Consider the following 17974-nt stretch of genomic DNA (forward strand, 5'->3'; position numbering starts at 1 on the left):
GATTCTATGCGATTTCGGGACGAGTTATTCGGTCTGGAAGCAATCAATGCCTATCATGCAATCAATACCTATTTTTTGCATCAAAAAAAGAGCCAGAAACCAGTCTGCCTCTTTCCTTGCTACGTATGTTGCCTTCTCAGGCTTGTCTTGCTCGCTGTATCCGACTTAGCTTTGCGGCTTAGACGGACGCGGTCCGCGAGGTGGACGATTGCCGCCCCCTTGTGGTGGTCTGCTGCTGCGTGGACGTTCTGTAGCTGCAGCTTCGGAGCTTGCAGTTCCTTCTGTCTGTGCAGGCTGAAGCAGCACTTTGTGGGACAAATTGATGCGTCCCTGTTGGTCGATCTCGACAACCTTAACCTCAAGCTTATCGCCAATTTTCACGACATCTTCGACTTTCTCTACACGCTCAGTTGACAATTGAGAAATATGCACAAGCCCTTCCTTACCTGGAAGCACTTCAACAAATGCACCGAACTTCTCAACGCGTTTCACTGTTCCTGTGTATACTTCACCAACGATAACTTCCTTCACGATACCCTCGATAATTTCACGGGCACGCTCATTGGACTCTGCATTTGTAGATGCGATGAAGATGCGGCCATCCTGCTCGATGTCAATTTTGACGCCTGTTTCCTCGATGATTTTGTTGACGACTTTACCGCCGGCACCAATAACATCACGGATCTTATCTGGATTAATATGCATCGTCAAGATCTTAGGCGCATACTGTGACAAGGATTCACGTGGAGTTTGGATAACTTCATTCATTTTATCCAAGATGTGCATACGTCCTGCACGTGCTTGATCCAACGCTTGTGTCAAGATGCTGCGGTCGATACCATCAATTTTGATATCCATTTGAATGGCTGTAACACCTTCAGCTGTACCAGCAACCTTGAAGTCCATGTCGCCGAGGTGGTCTTCCATACCTTGAATATCGGATAAGATGGAGAATTGTTCCCCGTCTTTGATCAGACCCATTGCAATACCTGCAACCGGTGCCTTGATCGGAACCCCTGCATCCATCATCGCAAGTGTGCTTGCACAAATACTTGCTTGGGAAGTAGAACCGTTAGATTCTATGACCTCGGATACAAGTCGGATTGTATACGGGAATTCGCTCTCTGGCGGAATCACCTTGGACAAGGCACGTTCACCGAGTGCACCGTGACCAATCTCGCGGCGTCCAGGAGCACGAAGCGGACGAGCTTCCCCTACGGAGAATGGAGGGAAGTTGTAGTGATGCATGAAGCGTTTCGACTCTTCCAAGCCAAGACCGTCCAAAATTTGCACGTCTCCAAGTGCACCAAGTGTACAAATGCTGAGTGCTTGCGTTTGTCCACGTGTGAACAAGCCAGATCCGTGAGTACGAGGCAATAATCCTGTATCACAATCGATTGGGCGAATCTCTTCAAGCTGTCTGCCGTCTGGACGAACTTTATCATGTGTGATCAAGCGGCGAACTTCTTCCTTCACGATATCGTACAAGGTTTCGCTCACATCGCTCATATTCTCAGGCGTTTCCACATACAATTGTTCGAAGTGTGCAGCTGCTTCCTGATTGATTGCATCAATCGCATCTTGACGCGCATGCTTCTCAGGAATACGAATCGCTTCAACGAGACGTTCCTGCGCGAACGCACGAACAGCAGTATTCACATCTGTATCAACTGCATGCAGCTTCACTTCCATCTTCGGTTTTGCTGCGATCGCAGCAAATTCTTCAATCTTGGCTACAATTTTCTTAATTTCTTCGTGACCGAACATGATTGCTTCAAGCATAACCGATTCCGGTACTTCGTTCGCTTCTGCTTCAACCATCATGATCGCGTCTTTTGTACCCGCTACAACAAGGTGAATATCGCTCTTTTCCTCTTGCTCAACGGTTGGGTTGATAATAAATTGACCGTCGATACGACCTACAATCACGCCGCCGATTGGGCCATTAAATGGCACATCAGATACCGTCAATGCAGCGGATGTTCCGATCATTGCCGCGATTTCTGGTGGGCAGTCTTGATCCACGCTCATAACCAAATCCACGATCTGCACATCATTACGGAAGCCTTCTGGGAACAACGGGCGAATCGGGCGGTCAATAAGGCGGCTTGCAAGAATCGCTTTCTCACTTGGGCGACCTTCGCGCTTAATGAATCCACCAGGGATTTTACCTACTGCATATAATCGTTCTTCGTAATTGACAGTCAATGGGAAGAAATCTAGATCTTTAGGTTCCTTCGATGCGGTAACGGTACACAACACGACTGTATCACCGTACTCGACTTTGACTGCGGCATTTGCTTGCTTAGCCAAACGCCCCGTTTCCAGGACAAGCGTTCTGCCGCCAAGTTCCATCTCGATGCGGTTCATCGGATCCCTCCTTAAGTGGTTCAGTTTATATTCTTCGTTACTACTCCCATTATTTCCTGCATTTCATTTGAAATACCGTCCTGATGGAAGCTTGTCTACTATCACAATATGTAGCATCATATGCAATCACTAAAAAGCAACCCGGTTGCATGCCGCGATAAGAAGCGGCAATGAACAACCAGGCTGCTTTGGTTCGTGCTATTAACGGCGAAGACCGAGTTTTGCGATCAATGCGCTGTAGCGTTTAACATCTTTGTTCTTCACATAAGCCAACAACTTACGGCGTTGACCTACCATTTTCATCAAACCACGACGGGAATGATGATCCTTCTTGTGTGTACGAAGATGGTCCGTCAAGTTTACGATGTTTTCAGTAAGGATAGCGACTTGCACCTCCGGAGAACCTGTATCCGTAGCGTGCGTCTTATGTTCTTCAATAAGCTGTTGTTTACGCTCTTGAGTCATAGCCATCCTATTCACCTCCTAAAATATGTGTTAGTTTACGCCATTAGCCTCGTCATCGACGGTGAGATCGAATAACCAAGCTATGGACGGGTCGTTTTTCACGACAACGTTATTAGTATAGCATCTCCATCTACAAAAGTAAAACAAGTCTTAGCAATCAATTCGAACGAAGATAGAACGCTTAGAATATGGTGAACAATATTAGACGCCAATTGTTACTGCAGGCGCCTTCTCCATCGTGCTTAGACGTTGGCGCGCTTCCTCTGAATCCGCAGTAATCTGTGCGATCAGCTCTTGTATGGAGCTGAACTTGCGCTCTGGACGAATATAGCTCATTAGGGCAACCGTTACGGTCTCCCCGTATATATCTTGATCAAAATCAAATAGATGGGCTTCAACCGATTGAACGGTTTCTCCCGTCTTGAATGTCGGCTTCAAGCCAATATTCAGCACCCCATCATGCCACGTTCCGTGAACCAGCACCTTCACAGCATATACGCCATTCGCTGGGATGACATATGCTTCTTCTGCCCGGACATTCGCAGTTGGGAAGCCCATCGTACGACCACGGGCGTCACCATGAACAACCTCGCCGCGAATGATATACGTTCGGCCTAGCAGTCGATTCGCATTGACAACATCACCTTGCAGCAGACTTTCGCGAATCCGTGTGCTGCTCACCTTCACTGCAGTCTCAACGTCATTATGTGCCGGTATGATATCAACAGTAAAGCAGCCCTTGCCCCATTCCTGCAGCAATTGTGCGGTACCTTCTCCACCATGACCGAAGCGATAGTCGAAGCCGACAACGACGTGTTTCACCTTCATACGGCAGATCGCTTCTGCGAACTGCTGCGCGGTAACTTTAGCGAATGACAAATCAAAATGTACAACATACAAACGGTCAAGCCCAAGCTGACTCAAAATCCGTTTTTTCTCCGACAATGGCGTAATGAATCGTTCATACTCCGGCTTGCCGAATACTCCCTTGGGATGTGGATGGAAAGTCATCAGACCTACGGGCATTTGATGCTGCTTCCCGTAGTCCAACGCATGCCGAATGACCCGTACATGTCCCTCATGAATACCGTCAAAATGTCCTAATATTAATACTTGCGGCTGCTCCTGCAGTCGCCAGCTCGAATCATCGAGCGCTGCATGTAATGCTATCGTTTCCATTGTAATCAGAGCCCCTGCGTATTATCGATTTGTGGTTAAACTCCCAATCCAGTTACTCGGACAGTAAACCGTAGTTTCTACCTACTAGTATGTTCTCCCTTTCACAAGAGTAGACAAAAGCTAGCGCAAGCCGAGTCAACTGCCTGCTCGAATCGCGCACAGCATTATATACATTACTCGTTCGGAAGAAATACCTTCACAGGACGCAATACCGATTGCCCCTGTGGAACTTGGAATATCCCATAGAACGTTCCATGTTCATCATACAATCGAATCGTACCATTCGTCAAAGGTTTCGGCTGCAGAGCGTGCAAAGGAATCGATCGACCGGTCAATGCATAATGGGCAAACTTCTCAGATACTTGAATTCTAGGCATATCTGAGATTGCATCCTCCACAGATAGAAGCATCGTTTCAAATGTTCCATCCGCGACAGCCTGCTCAATCTGATCGAAGGTTACACATTGTGAAGGAACAAACCCGGCAGATACCGTTCGCATCAGCTTCGCCATTGTAGATGGAACGCCAAGCTTACGACCGATATCAACACATAGTGTTCGGATATAAGTTCCTTTGGAACACTCAACTAGGAATCGTACTTCCGGTTCAGAGGTGCCTAACTGTACATCTAGAAGATCAATGTTATGGATCGTAACTTGGCGCGCTTTACGCTCCACCGTCTTCCCTTCTCGCGCTAGATCATAGAGTCGCTTTCCGTCTACCTTAACAGCGGAGTACATCGGAGGCACTTGTTCGATATCCCCGATAAAGGATAGAATCGTCTCACGAATCATCTCTTCCGTCAAATGCGAAGCGTCCGAGCGCTCCAGTACCTCTCCACTTAGATCCTCGGTATCTGTTGATACACCGAATCGGAGGGTTGCCTCATACTGCTTAGGCATCTCCTGCAAATACTCAACGATCCGTGTCGCCTTGCCTATACATAGCGGCAGCACTCCAACAACCTTCGGATCCAATGTTCCCGTATGCCCGATACGCTTCTCCCAAATAAGGCGGCGTACTTTGGCAACTACGTCATGGGACGTCCAGTCCTCAGGCTTCCATACGGGTAATACACCATGATAGTTACTCATAAAGCTTGCTTCACCCGTTCTATTACAATGGTAATGACTTCTTCTAAAGTACCAGTAAGCTTGCAGCCTGCTGCACGGACATGACCACCTCCACTAAAGGATTGAGCAATCTCAGCCACATTAGCAAGCCCTGCGGAACGCATACTCACTTTTACTCCTGTGTCATCTACTTGCTTAAATAAAAGACCAACTTCTACACCATCGATATTGCGTGGATAATTGACCAAGCCTTCCAGATCTTCATTAAGCGCCCCGGTCTCTTGCATATCCTGAGGAGTCACGTACAACCAGGCAATTCGATGATCCTCGCTAAATGCCAATCTCGACAGGCCGCGTTGTATAAGCTGCATCTGTGCCATCGACATCTTCTCAAGCAATCGATCCGCAATGTCATTGCCGTTAACACCCTGCTTAAGCAGCTCAGATGCGATCGTCATCACATGTGGTGTCGTGTTGCTGTACCGGAATCCCCCCGTGTCAGTTAGCAAGCCAGTATACAGTACTGTCGCTACCTCTAAATCGAGTGTAAGCCCGTAGGAAGCAATCATATCGAATAATATCTCAACGGTCGCCGCAGCATCCTCGCGGATGACTGCAACTTCCCCATAGTGGTCATTCGTTGGATGATGATCAATATTTAAAATACGAGCATCCTTATCGATCCATTCTGCTATTTTTCCGATGCGCGCATAGTCCGCACAATCCACACAAATTACGGTATCAAATGGCTTGGCAGCAATGTTTTCAAGTTCTGCATGTACGTTGATTTGATCAGAGCCCGGCAAATAATTTAACTTATTAGGAACTCCATTCTCATTCACCATGACATAGGATTTGTTCCATTGACGAAGCAGCCAGCCTACCGCCAACGTTGAGCTTATCGCATCTCCGTCAGGCTGAACATGTGCAACCACAAGAAAATGATTGCCCTCTTGAATAAAGTTTCTAGCTCTCTCGATCTGCTGTGCATAAGATTGCGTCGTTAGTCCAGTCATTAATAACCTCCATACAGACAAGTGAATCGAGCCTTGGCCCGATTCACTTGTGCGTTCTTATGCTGCTGACTTAGTTATTGTCGCGATCGCGAATTTCACCAAGCAGCTTTTCAATATGGCTACCGTATTCGATTGAAGAATCGATCTTGAACAGCAGCTCTGGAGTATGACGAAGACGAATTCGCTTGCCAATCTCGGAACGAAGGAATCCGCTCGCCTTCTCCAATGCTTTCATGGATTGTTCCTTTTGTTCTTCATTGCCCATGACACTCAAGTACACTTTGGCTTGTGACAAATCGTTCGTTACATCAACGCCTGTCACCGTAATGAAGCCGATTCGAGGATCCTTAATCTCGGTTTGGATCAACTGGCTAAGTTCCTTCTTCATCTGCTCGCCAACACGTCCGGAGCGAAAGTTCGCCATGGGAAACACCTCATTTCATATATAGCTTACAACATCATCTGAGTTGAAACCATTCTATTTGCGTTCGATGGTTTCCATGACAAAGGCTTCGATGATGTCGCCTTCCTTCATGTCATTGTACTTCTCAAGCATAATACCGCACTCGTAGCCTTGCGCAACTTCCTTCGCATCATCCTTGAAGCGCTTGAGCGAGTCGATTTTACCTTCGTGAACAACTATGCCGTCACGAACAAGGCGTACTTCTGCAGAGCGGGAAATCTTACCTTCTGTAACCATACATCCTGCGATTGTACCGACTTTGCTGATTTTGAACGTATTGCGTACTTCAGCATGACCGATCACAACTTCTTTATATTCTGGATCAAGCATACCCTTCATCGCCTGCTCGATTTCTTCAACAATCGAGTAGATGACACGATGCAAGCGAACATCAACCTTCTCTTGATCAGCAGTAATCTTCGCTTGTGCGTCTGGACGAACGTTAAAGCCGATAACGATAGCGTTGGACGCTGTTGCCAAGATGATGTCCGACTCTGTAATTGCACCAGCGCCGGAGTGAATAATCTTAACGCGAACTCCTTCAACTTCAATCTTCTCGAGCGAGCCGCGAAGTGCTTCAACAGAACCTTGAACGTCACCCTTGATGATTACGTTCAATTCTTTCATCTCGCCGTCTTTAATGTGCTTGAACAAGTCATCCAACGTTACACGAGTGTTCGCACCCAATTGGCTCTCTCTATATGTTGTCGAACGCTTCTCAGCAATGGAGCGAGCCTTACGCTCATCATCGAACGCGACGAACATATCGCCAGCTTGTGGAACATCTGTAAGACCTGTAATTTCGATCGGTGTAGATGGACCGGCTTCTTTCAAGCGACGACCACGGTCATTCACCATTGCACGCACACGGCCGAAGCATGTGCCTGCTACGAATGCATCTCCTACTTTCAGCGTACCTTGTTGAACGAGGACGCGAGCAACTGGTCCACGGCCTTTGTCCAGCTCTGCCTCAAGCACCGTACCGCGAGCATCCTTATTCGGGTTCGCCTTGAACTCGTTCACTTCGGATACGAGCAGGATCATTTCGAGCAATTCTTCTAAGCCCGTACGCTGCTTCGCAGAAACGTTAACGAAGATAGTGTCTCCGCCCCACTCTTCTGGAACCAATTCATATTCAGTCAATTCTTGCTTTACACGATCGACATTGGCTTCTGGCTTATCGACCTTGTTAACAGCTACGATGATTGGGCAGTTCGCTGCCTTTGCGTGGCTGATTGCCTCTACCGTTTGCGGCATAACACCATCGTCAGCAGCAACAACGATAATCGTAATGTCGGTTACTTGTGCACCGCGGGCACGCATCAACGTAAACGCTTCGTGGCCCGGTGTATCCAGGAACGTAATCTTCTTCGAGTTGAACTCAACTTGGTATGCACCAATATGCTGCGTAATACCGCCTGCTTCTCCACCCGTAACGTTCGTCTTGCGGATCGAATCAAGCAATGTCGTTTTACCATGGTCAACGTGACCCATAATCGTAACAACTGCTGGACGTTCAACCAAGTCTGCTGCATCTTCTTCTTTTTCTTCTGTTTCCTCGAACGGATCTTCGGATACAGGCAGCTTCAAATCAACTTCAACCTTGAATTCGTCTGCAATCAACTGGATTGTATCCAAGTCAACTTCTTGGTTGATTGTTGCCATAACGCCCATGAGCAAGAACTTCTTAATAACCTCGGAAGCGTCTTTATGAAGCAATTTTGCCAATTCACCTACTGTCATTGCACCGCGTACAATAATCTTTTTCGGCGTATTGTCAATTTTCTCACGCTGTACCTGCTGTTGATTATTTCTGCCTCTGTTCTTGCCGCCGCGGCCGCGCATGCCTCCGCCATTACGGTTGTCATCGAAGCGTCTCTTATTATTATTATTGTTGTTTCTTGATTGATTTCTTCCACCGGAGAAATCCTCACTGCGTTCACCGAAGTTTCTGTTCGGACGCTGCTGAGTGCCTTGACCGGTACGAGCTTGATCACCTTGACGCTGCTGGCCGCCTTGTGCAAAGCGCGCTTGACCACTGCTTTGTTGGCTGCCTTGACCTGGACGCGAGCCGCCGCCTTGACCTGGACGTTGTTGTCCGCCTTGGCCTGGACGCGAGCCGCCGCCTTGACCTGGACGTTGTTGTCCGCCTTGGCCTGGACGCGAGCCGCCACCTTGACCCGGACGTTGTTGTCCGCCTTGGCCTGGACGCGAGCCGCCACCTTGACCTGGACGGGATCCGCCCTGACCTTGACGCGGGCCGCCGCCTTGACGCGGTGCGCCTTGGCCTGATCTTTGCTGGCCGTTAGATCTGTTACCTTGGTTTTGCTGTTGTTCACCTGATCGACGTTGTTCTTGTCCGTTCATATTCCCCTGTTGGTTTCCTTGTCTATTATCCATATTAATGTTTATCTCGCCCTGTCTATTATGGTCTTTTTGACCGTCACGACCTTCACCGCGATTACTGCGATCCTGACGTTCATCACGCCCGCCTCGGTTATCTTCGCGCTGATGGTCGCGACCGTCACGTTGCATTTGCTGCTGTCCAGCACGTGAGTCGCGCTGATCCGACTGGCCTTGACTTGTATTTCCTACCGATTGGCCAGCTGTTCTATCTGGTACTTCTGTTGTTTTTGACTGGCTGATGTTCACTTTCGGGTGTGGGGTGCTATTGCTTTCCCGCTTCGCCTGCGCATTCTCCTTAATCGTGCGCATGTACGATTCGACTTTCCCCACGACATCATTCTCCATTACGCTCATATGATTGTTAACTGGTATGTTAAGACGTTTGAGTATCGTAATAATTTCTTTGCTGCTCATATTAAGCGATTTGGCATATTCGTAAACTCTTGTTTTGTCCTTAGTGTTCTCTTGTTTGCTCAATATACTCCACCTCCGACATCGTTTTCAGCCCGTTCGTCATCATGGTCGCAAATCCATCATCCGTTACCGCCAATACTACCCGTTGCAATTTCCCGATGCTCTCACCGAGTTCGGTTCGCGTAAATCCGATAGTAAGTGGCACCCCGTACGACTTACATTTATCTCGAAACTTCTTCTTCGTGTTGTCAGAAGCGTCCGCCGCAACAATCACCAAGCGTGCTTGCTTATTGCGAATCGCCTTGAGGACTATCTCATCACCAGTCGCAAGCTTCCCTGCCCGCTGGGCAAGACCTAGCTGCGACTTGACCTTACTCATGATCGTCCTCCTGCTCCTTCAAGGCGTGGAATTCATCCTCCACCTTGATGAAGTCTTGAGCAAGCTGTTCATAGATGGCAGAGTTCACCTGATGCTTCAAAGCCCGATCAAGCGCACGAGACTTATGTGCAAGTCTGAAGCAGGACAACTTCCCACATAGGTATGCGCCGCGTCCAGACTTCTTCCCTGTCAAATCGATTAGAACCTCGTCCTGTGGTGTCTTCACAACACGGATTAGCTCTTTCTTCGGCATCATTTCTTGACATGCGACACACTTGCGAAGTGGAACTTTCCTTGTTCTCATGACTCAATCCCCCCCTTACGATTCGGTCATACATCCCTGATTGAAGGAGACGACCGCTTCATATGGCGTTGGTCGCGCCTTCAGTGTTTATTCGCTTACTTCCATGCTGTCATCTGGTGTGTGCTCATCAGAAGACATTGGAAGCCCTTCTTCATCAGCTTGAGTCTCGCTTTTAATATCAATTTTCCAGCCAGTCAATTTTGCAGCAAGTCGAGCGTTCTGACCCTTAATCCCAATTGCCAGTGACAACTGATAATCAGGCACGATGACACGAGCCATTTTCTCAGCTTCACGAACTTCCACATCAACAACTTTGGATGGGCTCAGTGCATTCGCTACATACTCACTTACATCTTCTGACCAGCGCACGATATCAATTTTCTCGCCGCGCAGCTCATTAACAATTGTCTGGACACGCATACCTTTAGGGCCAACGCATGAACCAACTGGATCAACTTCCTCGTTGCGGGAGTATACCGCAATTTTAGAACGTTGACCCGCTTCACGAGCTACCGATTTGATTTCAACGACGCCGTCGAAGATTTCAGGTACTTCCAGCTCGAACAAGCGCTTTAGCAGTCCAGGATGCGTGCGGGACAAAATAATTTGCGGCCCCTTGGTCGTGTTCTCCACTTTCGTAATGTATGCTTTGGTGCGATCGCCGTGCTTGAACTTTTCATTCGGCATCAACTCATTCAATGGAAGAACTGCTTCCACTTTACCCAAATCTACATACACATTACGCATGTCCTGACGTTGTACAATACCTGTTACGATATCATCTGACTTGTCGATGAACGCGTTATAGATAAGACCACGCTCAGCTTCCCGAATACGCTGTGTCACAACTTGTTTCGCTGTTTGCGCAGCGATGCGGCCAAAATCACGTGGTGTAACCTCAATCTCACAAATATCATCCATTTGGTAGTTCGGATTATGTTCGCGAGCGGCATGAAGTGAAATTTCAAGACGTGGGTCCAACACCTCGTCCACTACGTTCTTGCGTGCATATACTTTAATTACTCCAGTTGCCCGATTGATGTCTACACGTACATTTTGTGCAGTATTGAAGTTGCGCTTATAGCTCGAGATCAGAGCCGCTTCAATCGCATCAATGAGTACTTCCTTGCTAATTCCTTTTTCTCTTTCGATTTCCGACAACGCGTCAATAAAATCCATACTCATTTGGTGAGTTCCCCCTTTCAGCCGAATCCGGCTTCATTCCAATAATGTTACATTCAGCAGAACGATATCCAATCGTTGATTACAATCGTCCTAAAAAACGATAGCAAGACGTGCGCTCGCTACCTTCTCATACGGAATTGCATGTTCCTTCTTGCCGACTTGAACGACAACCGTCTGTTCATCGAAGGAAGTGAGAACCCCTTCGAACTCCTTCAATGCGCCAATGGGTTCGTATGTAGTCACATACACATGCTTGCCTACCGCCTTAACGAAGTCCTTCGTCTTCTTCAGCGGGCGTTCCGCGCCTGGAGACGATACTTCCAAGAAGTACGCGTCTGTAATCGGATCGTTTTCGTCCAGCTTCTGGCTTAATACTTCACTAATACGGCCGCAATCCTCAATGTCAATGCCGCCTTCCTTGTCCACAAATACGCGAAGAAACCAACTGCTGCCTTCCTTCACATATTCCACATCGACAAGTTCGAAGTTGTTCTCTTCCAAATAGGGTGTGATCATATTCTCAACTGTCGATTTGATATTGGCTGAGCTCAAATTCAAGAACCTCCTGAATGTTAGGAATAATGATGTTCCTCTATGTTAGAACCCGATACTAAACATGAAAGAGTGGGTTTCCCCACTCTTTACGTAACGGATTTATCCACATGATTACCAAAAAAATTATATCATAGCCATCTACAATATGGCAAGGGTGTCTCCGATCATGCACTAAAACAGAGACAATTGGTTCGTCTCCGGCAGTCCCCGGAAGCACCCCATCTGATTCAGGAGCTCGACAATCGTCTTCGTTGCCTTGGAACGCATCTGGAAATCCTCGATGGACAAGTACTCCACCCCATCGCGAGAAGCCGCAATATTGCGTGCCGCATTATCCCCGATCCCTTGTACTGCAGAGAATGGCGGGATGAGCGAGTTGCCATCGACAAGGAATTTCGTTGCATCTGATCGATATAGATCGATTGGCTTGAATGAGAATCCACGGGCTGTCATTTCAACCGCCATCTCCAAGATCGAGATCATGGCCTTCTCTTTCGTTGTTGCTTGGAAGCCCTTCGCCTCGATCTCATCAATCTTCTTATTGATCGCATCATAACCTTGGCAGCATAATTCGATATCGAAGTCCTCCGCACGAACAGTAAAGTAAGTCGCATAGAACTCGATTGGATGGTACAGCTTGAAGTAAGCTGTACGTACCGCGGAAATAACATAAGCAGCAGCATGGGCTTTCGGGAACATGTATTGAATCTTCAAGCAGGAATCAATGTACCATTGCGGCACATTGCAGTTTTTCATCTCTTGAATCCATTCATCACTAAGACCTCGGCCCTTACGAACGCTCTCCGTAATTTTAAATGCAAGCCCAGCGTCCATACCGGCTTTGTAGATTAAGTACAACATGATCTCGTCACGACAACCGATTACGGTCTTAATCGTACAGATCCCATTCTTAATCAGTTCCTGTGCATTACCGAGCCATACGCCCGTGCCATGGGACAATCCAGAGATCTGCAGCAAATCGGCGAACGTGCTTGGCTGTGCTTCCACAAGCATCTGGCGCACGAAACGTGTTCCCATCTCAGGTACGCCAAAGGTCGCAACCGGTGTCCGGATCTGCTGCGGCGTTACGCCGAGTGCGTCAACGGAGTTGAACATACTCATGACCTTCGGATCATTCATCGGAATCGTCGTCGGATCAACGCCTGTCAAATCCTGCAGCATCCGCATCATCGTCGGATCATCGTGACCCAGAATATCAAGCTTCAACAGGTTATCTTCGAAGGCATGATAATCGAAGTGCGTCGTCTTCCATTCAGCCGTTGTATCATCCGCCGGATATTGAACGGGTGTTACGTCTTCCACTTCAATATAGTCTGGCACAACGACGATACCGCCCGGATGCTGACCTGTGCTGCGTTTTACGCCGGTACATCCTGCTGCTAGACGGTTAAGCTCTGCTCCGCGCCATCGCTTGCCGTGATCTTCTTCATATTTCTTCGCGAATCCATAAGCCGTCTTCTCCGCTACCGTACCAATCGTTCCCGCACGAAATACACTCTTTTCACCGAACAGTACCTTCGTGTAGTTGTGTGCGACAGGCTGATAGTCCCCCGAGAAGTTCAAGTCGATATCGGGAACCTTATCCCCCTTAAATCCAAGGAACGTCTCGAACGGAATATCTTGTCCATCGCCCTTCATTGGCTGGCCACACTCCGGACAATCCTTGTTCGGCAGGTCAAATCCACTCGGCACACTGCCGTCCGTGAACCATTCGCTGTGCTTGCATTCCGAATTGCGACACGAATAATGCGGTGGCAGCGGATTAACTTCTGAGATACCAAGGAACATCGCAACGACGGAAGAGCCTACGGATCCCCGTGAACCAACCAGGTAACCATCTTCATTGGACTTCTTCACAAGACGCTCTGAGATCAGATAGTTCGCGGAGAATCCGAATTTAATGATTGGTACCAGTTCCTTCTCCAGACGCTGCACAATAATATCGTTCAACGGTTCCCCGTAAATGCTCATTGCCTTATTGTAGCACTTATCACGAATTTCCTGATCTGCACCCTCGATGTTCGGTGTGAATAATTCCTTCGGGAACAGGTCGAAATCTTCAAATCGTTCCAACAGCGTGTTCGTATTCTCTACAACAAACTTGTAAGCTTGTTCCTTACCCAAAAATTCAAATTCTTGAAGCATTTCATTCGTCGTGCGGAAATGCGCATCCGGTTTGCGAATATCCTTCAGTGGACTGAAGCCCGTAATTCCATGAATGGTAATATCACGGAACATCTTGTCTCGTGGATGCAGGTAATGCACATTGCCTGTTGCGACGACGAGCTTATTCTGCTTTTCGCCAATCTGAACAATTTTGCGAATAGCGTCTTCGATCTCGGCCGTCGATCCAACCAAACCCTTCTCTACCAAATGCATATACATCGTCAAAGGCTGAATTTCAAGGACGTCATAAAACTCTGCTACTTGCTCGGCTTCCTCCACCGACTTGTTAAGTACGGTCTCGAAGAATTCGCCTTTCTCACAGCCGGACATAATGAGCAAGCCTTCGCGCATCCCCACCAGTTTACTCTTCGGAATGCAGGCTACCCGCTTGAAATATTCTGTATGAGACATTGACACAAGCTTATACAGATTTTTCTTGCCTACTGCATTAAGCGCATAAATGCCGCAGTGAAATGGACGGGCATTTTGTAGGTTCTGACCTACATAATCATTCATGCGTTCCAGCGTCTCGATTCCGATAAGCTGCTGAGCGTCCTGAAGTAGTCCCGTAAGAATGCCGCCTAGTGCAATCGTATCGTCAATCGCACGGTGATGGTTCTCAAGTGATACTTTATATTTAGCTGCCAACGTATTGAGTCGGTGATTTTTGAGTGTCGGATGCAGCAAACGCGCTAGCTCCAAGGTATCGAGTACCGGATTCATCATATCTGGCAGATTCATTAGCTTCAAGTTATGCTGGATAAAGCCAATATCGAACCTCGCGTTATGCGCAACAAGAATGGTATCTTGGGCAAATTCCACAAACTTCGGAAGCACTTCTTCGATATCTGGTGCATCAGCTACCATTTCATCCGTAATATTAGTAAGCTGTTGAATGTTATAAGGAATTCGTACATGCGGATTGACGAAAGTGCTGTACCGATCAATTTCTTTGCCTTCTTGCATTTTGACAGCTGCAATCTCGATGATTTTATTGTTTGTTACAGACAAACCGGTTGTCTCGATATCGAATACGGTATAGATGGCATCTTTCACCGGACGATTGTCCGCATTTAGAACAACTTCCATATTGTCATTCACGACATTCGCTTCTAAGCCATAAAGCATTTTAATGCCATTTTTCTTGGCTGCCTTCGCTGCCTCTGGATAACACTGAACGTTGCCGTGATCCGTTACCGCGATCGCCTTATGGCCCCACTTCGCCGCCTGCTTCACATAATCGCTGATAGACGTAACGGCATCCATTGCACTCATCGTAGAATGAAGATGGAATTCCACGCGCTTCTCCTCAGCAGTATCCTTGCGTTCTGCCGGTGCCTTTACTTCATTCAAATCATTTGGCATCATGACAAGCTCAGGGACTTGCATGAAGCGATCGTACTCAACACGTCCACGAGCTTTGAGCCATTGACCATTCGAGATGAGGCTCAGCATTTTAACGTCTTCCTTCGTCTTCGCGAACATTTTCATCGCCATAGAGTCAGAAAAATCAGTTAGGTTGAATGTGAATAAGGTACTGCCATTGCGAAGTTCCTTCATCTCAACGCCAAATACTGCACCTTGAATCGTGACACGTTTCTCTTCATCCTGTACATTCATGATTGGAGTAGGCTCATCCTTAATGTCGTATCCGACATGCAGACGCTCTGGCGCTTCTCCTTCTTCTTCCTCGACTTCGCGTGCTGATTCTTCCATCATTTGCTGAATAACTTGGCGCTCTTCTTCCATCAGCTTCTGCTGGAATGCTTCATAGGCTTCCGTATCATGGCCGCCCTGCTGCATCGTTACACGAAGTGTGCGTGTGAAATACGTCTCAAAGAACGTCGTGCAATATTTATCAATCTGCTTCTTCTTCGCCAGCTCTAATGATGTCGCATCCGGTAAAAAGAGCTTGATCAAATCTTTCTCAACTTCATACTTCCCTTTGTGCAGCCAACCGTTAACTGAAGCAACCTCTCGCTTGACCCATTCCATGAACAAACTCCAATAGGCATCCACGATCTCCTTATTTGGAAGCTGCTCTTCATAGTGGAATATGATCTTAATCTTGGCAATGTGGGACAACTTGTCCTGTACACGCAGGCAAAACGTACGGTAAGCTTCTGCCGGAACGACAGTTGACTTGCCTATATAAATCGTCCACTCCTTATTGGAGCGGCTGCACTCCACTCTATCAATCCATCCATCATGGAAAAAGCTATCTAACAGTTCAACAGGAACCTCCGCCTGTCTCATCAACAATTCAAATCGCTTCCGTTTATCTGTCATATAGACTGAAGCACCTCCCAACCCCATACTGCTGCCGTACCTAATGGCAAAGTGGCAGTGTGTGAACAAAGAGAAGCCCCCCTCAATCGAGCCATCGTCCGGTGTTCCGTTGGATGTTCCAATGATGGAAGCTTCCCTTCATTGCGCCCCTGCTTCGAGGAGCATGTATCTAATTAATACGCTCGTGCAAATACGACCGTATGCTTGGCATCTTCTCCGCAGACAAGGCACTTCGTCTTTGTCGTTTGCGGTTCGAATGGAATGTTGCGGCTTGTTGCACCAGTCTCATCCTTAACATGCTTCTCGCACGCTTCCGATCCACACCAGCCAGCAAGTGTAAATCCACGTTTTTCTTCCATTTGTGCCTTCATCTCGTCAATTGTCTCTACCGAGTAGAAGTGCTCATCACGGAAGGAACGTGCACGCTCGAACATTTCTTGATGGACGTCAGCAAGCATGCGGTTCACTTCTTCAACCAAATCCGCCTGCTGTACAATGCGCTTCTCGCCTGTTACGCGGGATACCAATACGCAAACACCATTCTCCATATCACGCGGGCCAATTTCAAGGCGAACAGGCACGCCGCGCATTTCATACTCATTGAATTTCCAACCTGGGCTAATATCAGAGCGATCATCCATACGAACACGTACGCCAGCTTGCTTCAATTCGCTAAACAACTCATTAGCTCGTCCCACAACTTGCTCGCGCATCTTCGCTGGCCCAATTGGAATCATAATAACCTGTGTAGGAGCTACCTTCGGAGGCAATACAAGACCTCTGTCATCACCGTGCACCATAATCATGGAACCGATTAGGCGGGTGCTGACCCCCCAAGAAGTAGTATGAACAAATTCCTGTTCATTTTCACGCCCCAAGAATTTAATATCAAAAGCAACCGCAAAATTCGTTCCCAAGTAATGCGATGTTCCGGCTTGAACGGCTCTGCCGTCTTTCATCATCGCTTCAATGGAGAATGTATCTACTGCACCGGCAAATTTCTCAGAAGGAGTTTTCTGGCCTTCAATGACCGGAATTGCAAGATAATCTTCTACGAATTCACGATATGTTTTCAACATGAGCATCGTTTCTTCGCGTGCTTCCTGCTCAGTCTCGTGCGCAGTATGGCCTTCCTGCCACAAGAACTCACTTGTACGCAAGAACGGCAATGTGCGCTTCTCCCAACGAACAACGTTCGCCCATTGGTTAATCAACACAGGCAAGTCACGGTACGATTGAATCCATTTGGAGTACATATGGCCAATCATTGTCTCGGATGTCGGACGAATCGCCAGCTTCTCCTCTAATTGTTCGCCGCCTGCTTCGGTTACCCAAGGCAGCTCAGGATTGAAGCCTTCAACGTGTTCTTTTTCCTTCTGGAAAAAGCTCTCTGGTATGAACATTGGGAAGTAAGCATTACGATGGCCAGTAGCCTTGAAGCGGCGATCCAGCTCGTCACGAATATGTTCCCAGATTTCGTAGCCATCTGGGCGGAATACGATACATCCCCGGACTGGTGAATAATCCATCAAATCCGCCTTCTTAATCACATCAATATACCAACGGGAGAAGTCCTCCTGCTGTGGGGTAATCTCCGTAACAAACTGCTTCTCTTTCGACATAACGGTATACGTTCCTCCCGATAAACACGGTTATTCGTATTCTAGTATAAATGAAATGAACCGTGAT

13 protein-coding genes are annotated in these 17974 nt (G+C 47.7%); all 13 read right to left on the bottom strand.

The features are described 5' to 3' along the window. Window positions 1-165: 165 nt before the first annotated feature. Window positions 166-2370 carry a polyribonucleotide nucleotidyltransferase gene (gene pnp / locus M3661_RS16205; RefSeq protein ID WP_251486726.1) on the bottom strand — a complete coding sequence of 735 codons (2205 nt, stop codon included), beginning with the start codon at window positions 2368-2370 and terminating at the stop codon, window positions 166-168. A 201-nt stretch (window positions 2371-2571) separates the two neighbouring features. After that, window positions 2572-2841 (bottom strand): 30S ribosomal protein S15, encoded by a 270-nt coding sequence (rpsO, locus tag M3661_RS16210; RefSeq protein ID WP_065292596.1) that lies wholly within the window; start codon window positions 2839-2841, stop codon window positions 2572-2574. Window positions 2842-3036: 195 nt separating this feature from the next. Next, entirely contained in the window at window positions 3037-4014 is a 978-nt protein-coding gene (locus tag M3661_RS16215; RefSeq protein WP_065292597.1) for a bifunctional riboflavin kinase/FAD synthetase, read from the bottom strand. Window positions 4015-4187: 173 nt separating this feature from the next. Beyond that, window positions 4188-5108, bottom strand: coding sequence for a tRNA pseudouridine(55) synthase TruB (truB, locus tag M3661_RS16220; RefSeq protein WP_065292598.1), 921 nt, complete (start codon window positions 5106-5108; stop codon window positions 4188-4190). Further along, the gene (locus M3661_RS16225; protein WP_072728753.1) at window positions 5105-6103 is read right to left on the bottom strand and encodes a DHH family phosphoesterase; all 999 of its coding nucleotides are present in this window, start codon (window positions 6101-6103) and stop codon (window positions 5105-5107) included. The genes truB and M3661_RS16225 overlap by 4 nt, the downstream gene beginning before the upstream one ends. A gap of 70 nt (window positions 6104-6173) precedes the next feature. Continuing rightward, entirely contained in the window at window positions 6174-6527 is a 354-nt protein-coding gene (gene rbfA / locus M3661_RS16230) for a 30S ribosome-binding factor RbfA (RefSeq protein WP_005550538.1), read from the bottom strand. 54 nt (window positions 6528-6581) lie between these two features. Then, a complete protein-coding gene (gene infB / locus M3661_RS16235; protein ID WP_251486728.1) occupies window positions 6582-9449 on the bottom strand; it encodes a translation initiation factor IF-2 in 2868 nt (955 codons plus the stop codon). Next, window positions 9427-9765: a L7Ae/L30e/S12e/Gadd45 family ribosomal protein gene (locus M3661_RS16240; protein ID WP_251486730.1), complete on the bottom strand. Its 339-nt coding sequence runs from the start codon at window positions 9763-9765 to the stop codon at window positions 9427-9429. Before M3661_RS16240 ends, infB begins: the two co-directional genes overlap by 23 nt. After that, window positions 9758-10069 (bottom strand): RNase P modulator RnpM, encoded by a 312-nt coding sequence (rnpM, locus tag M3661_RS16245; protein WP_021256513.1) that lies wholly within the window; start codon window positions 10067-10069, stop codon window positions 9758-9760. The genes M3661_RS16240 and rnpM overlap by 8 nt, the downstream gene beginning before the upstream one ends. 87 nt (window positions 10070-10156) lie before the next feature. Beyond that, a complete protein-coding gene (gene nusA / locus M3661_RS16250) occupies window positions 10157-11254 on the bottom strand; it encodes a transcription termination factor NusA (protein WP_021256514.1) in 1098 nt (365 codons plus the stop codon). Window positions 11255-11344: 90 nt separating this feature from the next. Beyond that, window positions 11345-11806 (bottom strand): ribosome maturation factor RimP, encoded by a 462-nt coding sequence (gene rimP, locus M3661_RS16255; RefSeq protein WP_021256515.1) that lies wholly within the window; start codon window positions 11804-11806, stop codon window positions 11345-11347. Window positions 11807-11980: 174 nt separating this feature from the next. After that, window positions 11981-16306 (bottom strand): PolC-type DNA polymerase III, encoded by a 4326-nt coding sequence (locus M3661_RS16260; RefSeq protein ID WP_065291907.1) that lies wholly within the window; start codon window positions 16304-16306, stop codon window positions 11981-11983. Window positions 16307-16458: 152 nt separating this feature from the next. Continuing rightward, complete coding sequence (gene proS / locus M3661_RS16265; RefSeq protein ID WP_028531191.1) at window positions 16459-17907, bottom strand: proline--tRNA ligase; 1449 nt, start codon at window positions 17905-17907, stop codon at window positions 16459-16461. Window positions 17908-17974 lie beyond the last annotated feature (67 nt).

The sequence above is a fragment of the Paenibacillus sp. MER 180 genome, from assembly GCF_023713665.1.
GTDB classification, from domain to species: domain Bacteria; phylum Bacillota; class Bacilli; order Paenibacillales; family Paenibacillaceae; genus Paenibacillus_B; species Paenibacillus_B suaedae.